This window comes from Agromyces tropicus (assembly GCF_039531345.1).
GTDB classification, from domain to species: domain Bacteria; phylum Actinomycetota; class Actinomycetes; order Actinomycetales; family Microbacteriaceae; genus Agromyces; species Agromyces tropicus.
The window spans coordinates 148,833-162,760 of record NZ_BAAAPW010000007.1 but is presented as its reverse complement, the minus strand read 5'-3'; the positions used below and the strand labels follow the sequence as shown (position 1 = coordinate 162,760).

Here is a 13,928-nt window from a genome sequence, read left to right as displayed (position 1 = left end):
CCCCGGCGCCGCACGGTCCCCGCCCGTGGCTACGATCCGACGAGCTCGCGCGGCACCACGAACACGTCGACGAGCGCGCCGCCGCGCCACAGCGTCATCTCGACCTCGCGGTCGATCGCGTCCTCGACCATGAGCCGCTGGATGGCGGTCGCGGTCACGATGCCGGTGCCGTCGAGGCTGACCGCGATGTCGCCGGGGCGGATGCCGGCGGCCTCGGCCGGGCTCCCGGCGACGACGAACGTGACCTGCAGGCCCGTGGGCGAGCCGATGCGCGCGGCGAGCTCGGGCGCGAGCCGCACCTGGGCGCCCGCGATCCCGAGCCACGCCCGCCGGACCCGGCCGTGCGCGACGAGGGCGTCGATGATGGCGCGGGTGGCCGGGTTGATGGGCACCGCGAGGCCGAGGCCGACGCCGGCCACGGCGGTGTTCACGCCGACCATGCGACCCCGTCCGTCGGCGAGCGCGCCGCCGCTGTTGCCGGGGTTCAGCGCGGCGTCGGTCTGGATGACCTCGTCGACGACCCGGCCGGCGGCGGTCGGCAGGGAGCGGCCGAGGTTCGAGACGATGCCCGCGGTCACGCTTCCCGCGAGCCCGAGCGGCGTGCCGAGCGCGACGACGAGCTGTCCGACGCGCAGGCTGCGCGCGTCGCCGAGGGGAACGGGCGGCGGCACCGCGCCGTGGGCGCGGAGCACGGCGAGGTCCGACAGCGGGTCGCGCCCGACGACGTCGGCGTCGACCGAGGTGCCGTCGCCGAACGCCGCCTCGGCGCGGTCGGCGCCCGCCACGACGTGCGCGCTGGTCAGGAGCACCCCATCGGCGGAGACGACGCTCGCCGAACCGGTGCCGGCCCCGCGTCGGGAGCGCACCGCCAGGCTGGCCATGCTCGGGAGGAGGTCGCGGGCGACGCCGGTCACGACGCGGGAGTAGGCGTCCAGCGGCGTCTCCGGGATCGTCGCGTCGTCGTCCGCCGCGGGACGCGGCCCGCCCCGGTCGTCGCTTCCTCGTTCGTCGCCCACACCGGCATCCTCACCCCGCAGGGAGGGGTCGCGGCCGGAGTTCGCCGCGGGCGGAACCGCGCCCGCCCGCTGCCGGGTCAGTCGCGCGCCGCCGCCTCGGCGCGGTCGGCGTCGCCGGCGACCGCGGCCGCCGCGGCCTCCTCCGCGTCCTGCTCGGCCTGCTCGCGTTCGCGCTGCACGGCGTCGAGCACCAGCCGGTACCAGAGGAACACCGCGAAGCCGGCGAACACGACCCACTCGACGGCGTAGAAGACGTTCAGCCAGTTGAGCTCGGCCTCCTGCTCCGGCGGCGGCGAGGCGATCGCCTCGAGGCCGGCGGCGGGCTCCCCCGCGGTGACGTAGCCGAAGTACACGGACCGGTCGTCGTAGTCCGCCCAGACGTTGACGAGGTGCGCGACGGCCACGGTGGTCATCGCCTGCGGGTCGTCCTCCGGACCCGGCGCGACCGGCGCCTCCGACGGCAGGAACCGGCCGACGACCTCGACCTCGCCGCCGTCGGCCGCGGCGCGGTCCACCTCGGCGAGCGCGTCGCGTGCCGTCTCCTCGTCGGCGGCCCAGCCGACCGCGACCGGGAGGCCGCCGGGCGCGGCATCCGTCACCTCGAGGTGGGCGACGACCCACCAGCCGGCGACGCCGTCGTTGAGGCGGCCCTGCACGAGCACGGTGTCGCCCGGGACGATGGTGCCCGCGACCGAGACGCGCTGCCCGGTCGCGGCCTGCTCGGTCGGGCCGTCCGGCTCCACGACGTCGCCGAGCGGACGCACCTCCTCGGTCGGGCGCACCTCGATGGTCGCCTGCTCGACGGCGCGATCCACCTGCCACTGCGCGAGGAGCGCGAAGCCCGCCGCGACGCCGAGCGCGGCGAGCAGGGCGAGCACCCACCGCGGGCGCAGCATCATCCGGAGCATGTCGCTCGGATTCTAGCCGGGCGGGATGCACGCCTCCTGCGAGGCGCCCGCCGTCGCGGCACCCGGCGGCGGGCGACGGATGCCGCGGGGCGCTCGCCCGCGGCATCCGTGCTCGACGGTCAGTCGACCTTCACGATGTCCGGCGCCTCGAGCCGCACGCGGTCGGCCGACTCGTCGTCGGGCTGCTGCTGCGAGGCGCGCTCGGCCGCGACGCGCTGCAGGTACCGTTCCACCTCGAGCGACTCGCGCTCGGCGTCCCAGCCGAGCACGCCGGCCATGAGCTTGGCCGCGACCGGCGCGGCGGACACGCCGCGGTCCCACGCCTCGATCGAGATGCGCGTGCGCCGCGCCAGCACGTCGTCCAGGTGCAGTGCGCCCTCGTGCGACGCGGCGTACACGATCTCCGCGCCGAGGTAGTCGTCGGCGCCCGGCAGCGGTTCGCCGAGCTCGGGGTTCTCGCGGATCAGGTCGAGCAGCTCGTCGGTCATCGTGCCGTAGCGGTTCAGCAGGTGCTCGATGCGCACCTTGTGCACGCCGAACGCCCGGGCGATCTTGCCGCGCTTGTTCCACGCCGCCTGGTAGCCCTCCGCGCCGAGGAGGGGGATGTCCTGCGTCGTGGACTTCGGCACGCGACCGTCCATGGCGTCGGCGGCCGCGTCGATCGCGTCCTTCGCCATCACGCGGTAGGTCGTCCACTTGCCGCCGGCGACCACGACGAGGCCGGGCACGGTGTGCGCCACGACATGCTCGCGCGAGAGCTTCGACGTCGACTCGCTCTCGCCGGCGAGCAGCGGCCGCAGGCCCGCGAACACGCCTTCGACGTCCTCCCGGGTGAGCGGGATCGCCATGACGGCGTTGACGTGCTCGAGCAGGTAGTCGATGTCGGCCGCCGTCGCGGCCGGGTGCGCCTTGTCGAGGTTCCAGTCGGTGTCGGTCGTGCCGATGAGCCAGTGCCGGCCCCACGGAATGACGAACAGCACGCTCTTCTCGGTGCGGAAGATCATGCCCATCGCGGACTGGATGCGATCGCGCGGCACCACGAGGTGGATGCCCTTGGACGCGCGCACCTTGAACGTGCCGCGCTCGCCCACCATGCGCTGGGTGTCGTCCGTCCAGACGCCCGTGGCGTTGACGACCTGCTTCGCCCGGATCTCGAAGTGCTCGTCGGTCTGCAGGTCGTGGGCCTTCACGCCCACCACTCGCTCGCCGACCTTCACGAAGCCCTCGACCTTGACGCGGCTCGCGACGTGCGCGCCGTAGAACGACGCCGTGCGCGCGAGGGATGCCACGTACCTGGCGTCATCGACCTGCGCGTCGTAGTAGGTGAGCCCGCCGACGAGCGCGTCGCTCGAGAGCGACGGGATCGCCCGCATGACCTGGCGCTTCGACAGGTGCCGGTGGTGGGGCACGCCCGGCGGGCGCCCGCCCGAGTAGCTGAAGATGTCGTACAGCAGCATGCCGGCGCCGATGTAGATGCGCTCGAAGATGCGCTTCTGCAGCGGGTAGAGGAAGCGCACGGGCTTCACGAGGTGCGGCGCGATCCGCTGCAGCAGCAGGCCGCGCTCGATGAGCGCCTCGCGCACGAGGCGGAAGTCGAGCTGTTCGAGGTAGCGGATGCCGCCGTGCACGAGCTTGGATGATCGGCTGGACGTGCCGGACGCCCAGTCGCGTGCCTCCAGGAGACCGGTGGAGAGGCCTCTCGTCACGGCGTCGAGCGCCGATCCCGTGCCGACGATCCCGCCGCCGACGACCAGGACGTCGAGTTCCTTCTCCTTCAGGCGGGCGATCGCCGCCTCGCGCTCCTCCGGTCCGAGCTTGTTCGAACGCGTCACCGACTTCAGTCTCGCCATCGTCGCTCCCCATCCCCGGGCGGACCGCGGCGGCGCCGCCCGTCCCGCTCCACGCTACCCGCTCCCCCCGCGGGGGTGCCATGGAATCTGCTGGGACGCGGGCAGGGTCGACAGGCGCGCCGGCCCGGTGTAGGACGGGCGGTCGCCGGAGGTCAGACCGCCGGGTACGGCGCCACGACGACCTCGACGCGCTGGAACTCCTTCAGGTCGGAGTACCCGGTCGTGGCCATCGACTTGCGCAGGGCGCCCACGAGGTTCGCGGTGCCGTCGGCCGCGGGCGCGGGGCCGTAGAGGATCTCCTCGAGCGGGGCGACCTGGCCGACCTGCACGCGCTGGCCGCGCGGCAGCTTCGCGTGGTGCGCCTCCGGGCCCCAGTGCCATCCGCCGCCCGGCGCGTCCGTCGCGCGCGCCAGCGCCGCACCGAGCATGACCGCGTCGGCGCCGCACGCGACGGCCTTGACGATGTCGCCCGCGGCGCCCACGCCGCCGTCGGCGATGACGTGCACGTAGCGCCCGCCGGACTCGTCGAGGTAGTCGCGGCGCGCGCCCGCGACATCCGCCACCGCGGTGGCCATGGGCGCGTGGATGCCGAGCGTGGTGCGCGTGGTCGAGGCGGCACCGCCGCCGAAGCCGACGAGCACGCCCGCGGCGCCCGTGCGCATGAGGTGCAGGGCCGCGGTGTACGTCGCCGCGCCGCCCACGATGACGGGCACGTCGAGCTCGTAGATGAACTTCTTGAGGTTCAGCGGCTCCTGGTTCTTCGACACGTGCTCGGCCGAGACCGTCGTGCCGCGGATGACGAAGAGGTCGACGCCGGCCGCAACCACCGTCTCGTACAGCTCCTGGGTGCGCTGCGGCGAGAGCGCGCCGGCGACCGTGACGCCGGCCGCGCGGATCTCGGCGAGGCGGGCGGACACCAGGTCGGGCTTGATCGGCTCCGAGTACAGCTCCTGCATGCGGGCCGTCGCCTGCTCGTCGGTGAGGTTGCGGATCTCGGCGAGCGCGGGCTCCGGGTCCTCGTAGCGCGTCCAGAGGCCCTCGAGGTCGAGGACGCCGAGGCCGCCGAGCTGGCCCATCATGATCGCCGTCTGCGGCGAGACGACCGAGTCCATCGGCGCGGCCAGGAACGGGATGTCGAACTGGTACGCGTCGATCGACCACCCGACCGAGACGTCCTCCGGGTCACGGGTGCGCCGGCTCGGCACGATGGCGATGTCGTCGAACGCGTAGACGCGACGGCCCCGCTTGGAGCGGCCGATCTCGATCTCCTGGGTCACCCGTCAACCCTACCGAAGCGCCCCGACGACCGACACGGATGCCGCCGGGGCGCAGGCGGCCTCAGCGCGCCCGCGCGACCCGCGCCTCGTCGAACACGGGCTCGTCCGCCTCGACGACCTCGCCGTCGGCGCGGAACACGAGGTACCGGTCGAACGTCCGCGTGAACCAGCGGTCGTGGGTGACCGCGAGCACGGTCCCGTCGAAGCGCGAGAGCGCGTCCTCCAGCGCCTCGGCCGAGACGAGGTCGAGGTTGTCGGTCGGCTCGTCGAGCAGCAGCAGGGTCGCACCCGAGAGCTCCAGCAGCAGGATCTGCAGTCGCGCCTGCTGCCCGCCCGAGAGCGCCTCGAACCGCTGCAGGGCGGCGCCGGCGAGCCCGTAGCGGTCGAGCGCCGAACTCGCCGCCTCGCGGGCCATGCCCTCGCGGTTCGCGTCGCCGCGATGCAGGATGTCCAGCAGCGTGCGCCCCCGCAGCCCGGGCAACTCGTGGCCCTGCGCGAACCACCCCGGCACGACCCGGGCGCCGAGCATCGCACGACCCTCGTGCGGCACCGCCGCGAGCGTCGCGCCGACATCGGTCACGTGACCCTTCGCCGGGTCGGGATCGGTGCCGCCCGCCGCGAGCAGGCGGAGGAAGTGCGACTTGCCCGACCCGTTCGAGCCGAGCACGGCGACCCGGTCGCCGTACCAGACCTCGAGGTCGAAGGGCCGCATCAACCCGGCGAGCTCGAGCCCCTCGCACACGACCGCGCGCTTGCCGGTGCGCGACCCCCGGAGCCGCATGGACACGGCCTGCGCCGGGGGCCGTTCCTCGGGCGGGCCGGCCTCCTCGAACTTCCGCAGCCGCGTGAGCGCGGCCTGGTAGCGGGAGGCCATGCCGTCGTTGTACGTGGCCTTGACCTTCAGGGCCTGCACGAGCTGCTTCAGCTGCGCGTGCTGCTCGTCCCACCGCCGGCGCAGCTCGTCGAGCCGCGCGAAGCGCGCCTCGCGCGCCGCGTGGTATCCGCGGAAGCTCCCGCCGTGCACCCATGCGGTGCTGCCCGCGGCACCGGCCTCGAGCGTCACGATCCGGTCGGCCGCGCGGGCCAGCAGCTCGCGATCGTGCGAGACGAGCAGCACCGTCTTGGGCGTGGCCCGCAGCTGCTGTTCGAGCCATCGCTTGCCCGGCACGTCGAGCGAGTTGTCGGGCTCGTCGAGGACGAGCACCTCCTCGGGGCCTCGCAGGAGCGCCTCGAGCGCGAGCCGCTTCTGCTCGCCGCCCGAGAGCGTCGCCAGCTCGCGCCACCTCGCCCGCTCGAACGGCAGACCGAGCGCGGCGACCGTGCAGCGATCCCAGACGACCTCCTGGTCGTATCCGCCCGACTCGGCGTAGTCGGCGAGCGCCGATGCGTAGCGCACCTGCGCGGCCGTGTCGTCGGACTCGATGAGCGCCTGCTCGGCCGCCTCGAGCTCGATCGCGGCCCTGCGCACGCGTGTCGGTGCGACGGAGACGAGCAGCCCGTGCACGGTCCGGTCGACGCCGTCGACGACCTCGCCCCGCCCGACGAACTGGTCCATGACGCCGAGTCCGCCCTCGACCTGCACGCTCCCCTCGTCGGGGCGGAGCTCGCCGCGGATGATCCGCAGGAGCGTCGTCTTGCCCGCGCCGTTCTGCCCGATGAGCGCGGTCGTGCGGCCCTCGGCCACGCGGAACGCGAGGTCGGACAGCAGCGGCCGGCCGTCGGGGAGTGAGAAGGAGACGCCGTTGACGTCGACGAAGCCCATGGTGCGCCAGTTCCGTTCGGGATCGCGGCTCGTGCCGCGCCGCCCGACGGGCAGCCGACCAGACTACACAGACGGATGCCGCGCCGCGAGCGGCCGCGATCCGCAGTGGCGTGCCGGGCCGCCCGGGGGCAGGCTGGTGGCATGCACCGCGTCGCCGCCGACCCGCTGGACCTCCTCCGCACCCGGACGAGCGCGAAGTGGCGCAGCTACGACCCCGACGTGCTGCCGCTGCCCATCGCCGAGATGGACTACCCGCTGGCCGAGCCGATCGCCGAGGCGCTGCACGCCGCCATCCGCCGCTCGGACACCGGCTACAACTCGGGCAGCCGACCCGTGGCCGAGGCGTTGGCGCCCTTCGCGGCCGAGCGGCTCGGCTGGGAGCCCGACCCGGCGCGCGTCAGCTGCGTCTCGGACGTGAGCGCGGGGATCGTCGAGATCCTCCGCCGCGCCGTGCCGGCAGGTTCCGGTGTGGTGATCACGCCGCCGATCTACCCGCCGTTCTTCGACCTCGTGACCGAGGCCGGGGCGAGGGTCGTCGACGTCCCGCTCGCCGGCGGCATCGACGCGGGGTGGAGCCTCGACCTCGTCGGCATCGAGGCGGCGTTCGCGCGCGGTGCGCGCGCCATGGTGCTCTGCAATCCGCACAATCCCGTCGGGTTCGTGCCGAGCCGCGACGAACTCGCGGCGCTCGCCGACCTCGCGGCTCGGTTCGACGCGACCATCGTCGCCGACGAGGTGCACGGGCCGCTGGCGCAGCCCGCATCGCCGTACGTGCCGTTCCTGACGGTGTCGGATGCCGCGCGGGAGCACGGACTCGCGGTGACCGCCGCGAGCAAGGCGTTCAACCTCGCGGGCCTCAAGGCCGCGATGGTCGTGACGGCGAGCGCGCGCGGCGACGCCGTCCGCGAGGCGTTCCCGTACGAGGTCGAGTGGCGCATGGGGCAGTTCGGCGCGATCGCGTCGATCGCCGCGTTCCGGCACGGCGCGACCTGGCTCGACGGCGTGATCGCCGCGATCGACGACAACCGCCGGCTGCTCGCCGACCTCCTGGCCGACGAACTGCCGACGGTGCGGTACCGCATGCCGGACGCGTCCTACCTCGCCTGGCTCGACCTCACCGCGCTCGGGTGGGGCGACGACCCGGCCGCGGTCGCGCTGGAGCGCGCCCGCGTCGCGCTGGCCAACGGACCGCACTTCGGCGCCGAGGTCGGCCGAGGACACGCGCGGCTGAACCTCGCGTGCTCTCCGGAGGTGCTGTCCGAGGCGATCGCCCGGATCGCCGACGCGCACGACCGGGGATGATGCGGCGAGCGGCTCCCCATCGGAGGCCTCGCCGCACCGACCCTCAGCGCGTGTAGTTCGGCGCCTCGACGACGAACTGCACGTCGTGCGGGTGCGACTCCTTGAGACCGGCCGGGGTGATCCGCACGAAGCGGCCCTTGGTCTTCAGCTCGGCCACCGTGCGCGCACCGACGTAGAACATCGACTGGCGCAGGCCGCCGACGAGCTGGTACGCCACCGCCGAGACGGGTCCGCGATAGGGCACCTGGCCCTCGATCCCCTCGGGGATGAGCTTCTCGTCGCTCGGCACGTCGGCCTGGAAGTAGCGGTCCTTCGAGTACGAGGTCTTCTTGCCGCGCGTCTGCATGGCGCCCAGCGAACCCATGCCCCGATAGGCCTTGAACTGCTTGCCGTTCTGGAAGACGAGTTCGCCCGGGCTCTCCGCGGTGCCCGCGAGGAGCGAGCCCAGCATCACCGTGTCGGCGCCGGCGACGAGCGCCTTCGCGATGTCGCCCGAGTACTGCAGGCCGCCGTCGGCGATGAGCGGGACGCCCGCCGGCTTCGTGGCCTTCGAGGCCTCGTACACGGCGGTGACCTGCGGCACGCCGACGCCGGCGACGACGCGGGTGGTGCAGATCGACCCCGGGCCGACGCCCACCTTGACGGCGTCGGCGCCCGCGTCGACGAGGGCCTTCGCACCCTCGTACGTCGCGACGTTGCCGCCGATCACGTCGATGTGCGCGAACGTCGGGTCGGCCTTGAGCCGACGGATGATGTCGAGCACGCCGGCGGACTCGCCGTTCGCGGTGTCGACCACGATGACGTCGACGCCCGCGTCGCGCACCGCCTCGGCGCGCTCCCACGCCTCGCCGAAGAAGCCGATCGCGGCGCCGACGCGCAGCCGGCCCTCGGCGTCCTTCGTGGCGTTCGGGTACTGCTCCGACTTGTCGAAGTCCTTGACGGTGATGAGGCCCGTCAGCCGGCCGGCGTCGTCGACGAGCGGCAGCTTCTCGACCTTGTGCTGCGCGAAGATCGCGACGGCCTCGTCCGGGTCCATGCCGACGCGGCCGGTGATGAGGGGCGCCGTCGTCATGACGTCTGCGACCTTCGTCGTCGCCTTCTCGAAGTCGGAGACGAAGCGCATGTCGCGGTTCGTGATGATGCCCACGAGCACGCCGTCGGCGTCGACCACGGGCAGGCCGCTCACCCGGTAGGTGGCGCACAGCTCGTCGACCTCGGCCACGCTGGCATCCGGCGTCGTCGTCACCGGGTTCGAGACCATGCCCGACTCGCTGCGCTTCACACGGTCGACCATCTCGGCCTGCTCGGCGATCGAGAGGTTGCGGTGCAGGATGCCGATTCCGCCCTGGCGGGCCATGGCGATCGCCATCCGCGACTCGGTCACGGTGTCCATCGCCGCCGACAGCAGCGGCGTCGCCACGGTGATGCGCTTGGTCAGGCGCGAACTGGTGTCGGCCTCACTGGGGATCACGTCGGTGTGCCCCGGCAGCAGGAGGACGTCATCGTACGTGAGTCCCGTGAATCCGAACGGATCGGCCTGATCCATGTCGCCCCTTCGTCTCGAGTCGTGCTCGATCGCCCGCGGACCGCGGGTTCGCGGGCACGGGCGCATCGTCGCGGTACAGAGAGTTTAAGCGAGTTTGCGCGCCCGCCATTCCCCGGATAACAATCGAGGGCCGCTTGTGATCCCGGCTGAAACACATGGGACATAATCGGCACGTACTGTGACGACGTCGTCGCAGGAAAGGCGAACCCGGTCGACCCCCATGCCGGGACCTTTGGAGGTGCAGTGGAATCCACGCAATCAGTCCGCCCACGCTCTCGTGGGAGGTGGCTCCTCCTCCTCGGACTCCTTCTGTCCGCACTCACTCTGTCCGGCATCGCAGCGTCCCCTGCGATGGCGGACGAAGGGGGTACGGACGGACAGGCCGAGGAGTTCGAGTACTTCTTCAGCGGCAACGTCAAGTACAACGACGAGCCGCTCGAGGGGGTGAGGATCTCCGTCTCCGGTCGCGGCTTCGAAGCCGAGACCGAGACCGACGAGAACGGCCAGTGGCGACTCGGCGTCCCCGAGAAGGAGGCCTATGAGGTCTCGCTCGACGAGGACACCCTCCCGGAGGGCGTGGTCGTCGAGGACGGCCAGTCCACGGTCGACGCGGAGTTCGGGCTCACCAAGAACAAGGCGGTGAACTTCTTCCTCGGCGAGGGCCAACGGGTCACGACCAACTACGCGGCGCAGGTCCTGATCCGCGTGGTGAACGGCCTCAACTTCGGCCTGCTGCTCGCCCTCGCGGCCATCGGGCTCTCGCTGATCTTCGGCACCACGGGCCTGTCGAACTTCGCCCACGCCGAGATGATCACGTTCGGCGCCCTGATGATGCTGACGTTCAGCACCACGCTCGGCGTGCCGGTCTGGCTCGCGATCATCATCGCCATCGTGCTCTCGGCCGGATTGGGCTGGGGACTGGACGCGGTGATCTGGAAGCCGCTGCGCAAACGCGGCGTCGCCCTGATCCCCCTGATGATCGTCAGCATCGGCCTCTCGCTCGCGCTGCGGTACACGTACCAGTTCTTCTACGGCGGCTCGACCCGCCAGCTGCCCGGTGCGACCCTCCCGCGCGAGATCCAGCTCGGACCGATCCTGCTCTCGTGGATCGACGTCGTCAGCATGGCGACCTCCGTGGTCGTGCTGCTCGGCGTCGCGTACTTCCTGCTCCGGACCCGCATCGGCAAGGCCACGCGCGCGGTCTCCGACAACGCCCCGCTCGCCGCGGCGAGCGGCATCGACGTCGACCGCGTCATCCGCATCGTGTGGGTGCTCGGTGCGGCGCTCGCCGGCCTCTCGGGCATCCTCTGGGCGTACTTCCGCCCCGGCGTCAGCTGGGACATGGGCTTCCAGATCCTGCTGCTCATCTTCGCGGCGGTCACGCTGGGCGGTCTCGGCACCGCGTTCGGCGCCCTCGTCGGCTCGCTCATCGTCGGCCTCTTCATCGAGGTGTCGACGCTCTGGCTGCCGAGTGACATGAAGTACGTCGGCGCACTGCTGGTGCTGATCCTCGTGCTGCTGTTCCGACCGCAGGGAATCCTGGGTCGCCGAGAGAGAATCGGATAAGGGGCCGACATGATCGACTGGATTCAGATCTTCTCGAACGCGGCGCAGGAGCTCATCAGCCCGACGACCGCGGCATACGCCCTGGCCGCCCTCGGCCTCGCGATCCACTTCGGGTACACCGGCCTGCTCAACTTCGGTCAGGCGGGCTTCATGGCCCTCGGTGCCTACGGGTACGCCATCTCGACGCTGTCGTTCGGCTTCCCCGTCTGGGCCTCGGTGCTCGTCGGCATCGGCGCGTCCATCGTGTTCGCGCTGATCCTCGGTATCCCGACCCTGCGACTGCGGGCCGACTACCTCGCCATCGTGACGATCGCGGCCGCGGAGATCCTGCGACTGATCTTCACGACCAACACGTTCGACGACATCACCGGGTCGGCGAGCGGCCTCCAGGGGTACAAGGGCGGCCTGGCCGCGCTGAACCCCATTCCGCCGGGCACGTACGGGTTCGGCCCGTTCACGTACAACGCGTACGACTGGTGGATCCGCATCCTCGGCTGGACCGTCGTGATCCTCGCCGCCCTGTTCACGTGGCTGCTCATGCGCAGCCCGTGGGGCCGCGTGATCAAGGGCATCCGCGAGGACGAGGACGCCGTGCGCGCCCTCGGCAAGAACGTCTACTCGTACAAGATGCAGAGCCTGATCCTGGGTGGCGTCTTCGGCACCCTCGCGGGCATGATCTTCATCATGCCGCGCGCGGTCGTGCCCGCGAACTACCAGACGTCGCTCACCTTCTTCATCTACGCGATCCTGCTGCTGGGCGGCGCCGCGACGATCCTCGGCCCCATCGTGGGCTCGATGATCTTCTGGGTGCTGCTCTCGTTCTTCTCGGGCTTCATCTCCCGCGGAGTCGAGGCGGGCTGGTTCCCGTTCATGACGCAGGTCCAGGCCGGCCAGCTGCGCTTCATCCTGGTCGGCATCGTGATCATGCTCCTCGTGGTCTTCAGGCCACAGGGCATCTTCGGCAACAAGAAGGAGTTGGCTTTTGTCCGATAACGTCGCTCCCCCCGCCAAGCCGGTCAAGACGACCGGCCTCCACGTCGGCGACCCGGCCCCCGGGGTCAAGAAGGTCGACCCGATCATCATCGCCGACGGCGTCAAGCGCACGTTCGGCGGCCTCACGGCCGTCGACGTGGAGCACGTCGAGATCCCGAGGAACGCCATCACGGCGCTCATCGGGCCGAACGGTGCCGGCAAGACCACGTTCTTCAACCTGCTCACGGGCTTCGACAAGCCCGACGAGGGCAAGTGGCAGTTCGACGGTCGCTCGCTGGCGCACGTGCCGGCCTACCGGGTCGCCCGGATGGGCCTCATCCGGACGTTCCAGCTCACCAAGGCGCTCGGCCTGCTCACCGTGCTCGACAACATGAAGCTCGGCGCGAAGCACCAGGCCGGCGAGAACCTGTTCCGCTCGATCCTGCCCTTCCTCTGGCGCAAGCAGGAGGAGGAGATCGAGCAGAAGGCGCAGGAGCTGCTGACCCGCTTCAAGCTCGACGCCAAGCAGGAGGACTACGCGGCCAGCCTCTCGGGCGGCCAGCGCAAGCTCCTCGAGATGGCCCGCGCACTCATGAGCGACCCGCAGCTGGTGATGCTCGACGAGCCGATGGCCGGTGTGAACCCCGCGCTCACGCAGTCGCTGCTCGACCACATCCTGGACCTCAAGGCCCAGGGCATGACCGTGCTCTTCGTCGAGCACGACATGCACATGGTGCGGCACATCGCCGACTGGGTGATCGTCATGGCCGAGGGCAAGATCGTCGCCGAGGGCGACCCGCACGAGGTCATGCGGGACCCGGCCGTGATCGACGCCTACCTGGGCGCGCACCACGACACCGACCTCGGCGACGACGACCCGGACGCCGCCGAGCACGTCAACGCCATGAAGGAGCTCATCGATGACGAACAGTGAATCCGCGGCGAGCGCGGAGTCGGCGGCCGGCACGGCCACGGTCGACACACGCGACCTCGTCGTCGAGGTGCGGGACGTCACGGCGGGCTACCTTCCCGGCGTGAACATCCTCAACGGCTGCTCGCTGACGGCCCGCGACGGCGAGCTCATCGGCATCATCGGCCCGAACGGCGCCGGCAAGTCGACGCTCCTGAAGGCGATCTTCGGCCTCGTGAAGGTCCGCGAGGGCGGCATCTTCCTGCAGGGCAACGAGATCACGAACCTGAAGGCGAACAAGCTGGTCGCGAAGGGGGTCGGGTTCGTCCCGCAGACGAACAACGTGTTCCCGTCGCTGACCATCCAGGAGAATCTCGAGATGGGCGTCTTCCAGAAGCCCAAGGACCTCAAGCACCGCCTGGAGTTCGTCGTCGACATCTTCCCGGAGCTCGGCAAGCGGCTGTCGCAGCGCGCCGGCTCCCTGTCGGGCGGCGAGCGGCAGATGGTCGCGATGTCGCGGGCGCTGATGATGGGGCCGCACGTCCTGCTGCTCGACGAGCCGAGCGCGGGCCTCTCGCCCGTGCGCCAGGACGAGGCGTTCCTCCGCGTGAAGGAGATCAACCGCGCCGGCGTCACGACCATCATGGTCGAGCAGAACGCCCGTCGCTGCCTCCAGATCTGCGACCGCGGGTACGTCCTCGACCAGGGCCGCGACGCCTACGAGGGTCCCGGCCGCGAGCTGCTCAACGACCCGAAGGTCATCGGGCTCTACCTGGGCACGCTCGGCCAGGAGTAGCCGGACTCGACCCGAAGGGGGCG

The 13,928-nt window shown here is 71.6% G+C and carries 11 protein-coding genes; 5 read left to right on the top strand and 6 right to left on the bottom strand.

Translation table 11 applies throughout. The annotated features are described in order from the left end of the window. Positions 1-29: 29 nt before the first annotated feature. From ABD230_RS18065 to ABD230_RS18045, 5 genes are all read right to left on the bottom strand, one after another. Positions 30-950 carry a S1C family serine protease gene (locus tag ABD230_RS18065; protein WP_344378301.1) on the bottom strand — a complete coding sequence of 307 codons (921 nt, stop codon included), beginning with the start codon at positions 948-950 and terminating at the stop codon, positions 30-32. 143 nt (positions 951-1,093) lie between these two features. Next, positions 1,094-1,924 (bottom strand): SURF1 family protein, encoded by an 831-nt coding sequence (locus ABD230_RS18060; protein ID WP_344378218.1) that lies wholly within the window; start codon positions 1,922-1,924, stop codon positions 1,094-1,096. A 119-nt stretch (positions 1,925-2,043) separates the two neighbouring features. Further along, positions 2,044-3,774 (bottom strand): glycerol-3-phosphate dehydrogenase/oxidase, encoded by a 1,731-nt coding sequence (locus ABD230_RS18055; protein WP_344378216.1) that lies wholly within the window; start codon positions 3,772-3,774, stop codon positions 2,044-2,046. Positions 3,775-3,926: 152 nt separating this feature from the next. After that, the gene (locus ABD230_RS18050; protein WP_344378214.1) at positions 3,927-5,051 is read right to left on the bottom strand and encodes a GuaB3 family IMP dehydrogenase-related protein; all 1,125 of its coding nucleotides are present in this window, start codon (positions 5,049-5,051) and stop codon (positions 3,927-3,929) included. Between the two features lie 61 nt (positions 5,052-5,112). Beyond that, on the bottom strand, positions 5,113-6,813 hold the full coding sequence (locus ABD230_RS18045) for an ABC-F family ATP-binding cassette domain-containing protein (protein WP_344378211.1): 1,701 nt from the start codon (positions 6,811-6,813) through the stop codon (positions 5,113-5,115). 141 nt (positions 6,814-6,954) lie between these two features. On the opposite strand from ABD230_RS18045, the gene ABD230_RS18040 reads away from it, so the two are divergent. Further along, entirely contained in the window at positions 6,955-8,115 is a 1,161-nt protein-coding gene (locus tag ABD230_RS18040) for a MalY/PatB family protein (protein ID WP_344378203.1), read from the top strand. Between the two features lie 43 nt (positions 8,116-8,158). On the opposite strand, the gene guaB is transcribed toward ABD230_RS18040, so the two are convergent. Next, complete coding sequence (gene guaB / locus ABD230_RS18035) at positions 8,159-9,661, bottom strand: IMP dehydrogenase (protein WP_344378199.1); 1,503 nt, start codon at positions 9,659-9,661, stop codon at positions 8,159-8,161. Between the two features lie 351 nt (positions 9,662-10,012). On the opposite strand from guaB, the gene ABD230_RS18030 reads away from it, so the two are divergent. Genes ABD230_RS18030 through ABD230_RS18015 form a run of 4 tightly spaced genes read left to right on the top strand, consistent with a single transcriptional unit; the run spans position 10,013 to position 13,905 of the window. Next, on the top strand, positions 10,013-11,227 hold the full coding sequence (locus ABD230_RS18030; protein ID WP_344378196.1) for a branched-chain amino acid ABC transporter permease: 1,215 nt from the start codon (positions 10,013-10,015) through the stop codon (positions 11,225-11,227). 12 nt (positions 11,228-11,239) lie between these two features. Next, positions 11,240-12,220 (top strand): branched-chain amino acid ABC transporter permease, encoded by a 981-nt coding sequence (locus ABD230_RS18025; protein WP_344378298.1) that lies wholly within the window; start codon positions 11,240-11,242, stop codon positions 12,218-12,220. Beyond that, positions 12,210-13,133, top strand: a complete 924-nt coding sequence (locus ABD230_RS18020) for an ABC transporter ATP-binding protein (protein WP_344378193.1) — start codon at positions 12,210-12,212, stop codon at positions 13,131-13,133. The genes ABD230_RS18025 and ABD230_RS18020 overlap by 11 nt, the downstream gene beginning before the upstream one ends. After that, positions 13,120-13,905 (top strand): ABC transporter ATP-binding protein, encoded by a 786-nt coding sequence (locus ABD230_RS18015; protein ID WP_344378190.1) that lies wholly within the window; start codon positions 13,120-13,122, stop codon positions 13,903-13,905. The genes ABD230_RS18020 and ABD230_RS18015 overlap by 14 nt, the downstream gene beginning before the upstream one ends. Positions 13,906-13,928 lie beyond the last annotated feature (23 nt).

Bases quoted from the DNA above. Each gene is read 5' to 3' on its own strand.
- ABD230_RS18060 (WP_344378218.1), bottom strand. From the start codon at position 1,924: ATGCTCCGGATGATGCTGCGCCCGCGGTGGGTGCTCGCCCTGCTCGCC.
- ABD230_RS18055 (WP_344378216.1), bottom strand. From the start codon at position 3,774: ATGGCGAGACTGAAGTCGGTGACGCGTTCGAACAAGCTCGGACCGGAG.
- ABD230_RS18045 (WP_344378211.1), bottom strand. From the start codon at position 6,813: ATGGGCTTCGTCGACGTCAACGGCGTCTCCTTCTCACTCCCCGACGGC.
- ABD230_RS18040 (WP_344378203.1), top strand. From the start codon at position 6,955: ATGCACCGCGTCGCCGCCGACCCGCTGGACCTCCTCCGCACCCGGACG.
- guaB (WP_344378199.1), bottom strand. From the start codon at position 9,661: ATGGATCAGGCCGATCCGTTCGGATTCACGGGACTCACGTACGATGAC.
- ABD230_RS18030 (WP_344378196.1), top strand. From the start codon at position 10,013: ATGGCGGACGAAGGGGGTACGGACGGACAGGCCGAGGAGTTCGAGTAC.
- ABD230_RS18015 (WP_344378190.1), top strand. From the start codon at position 13,120: ATGACGAACAGTGAATCCGCGGCGAGCGCGGAGTCGGCGGCCGGCACG.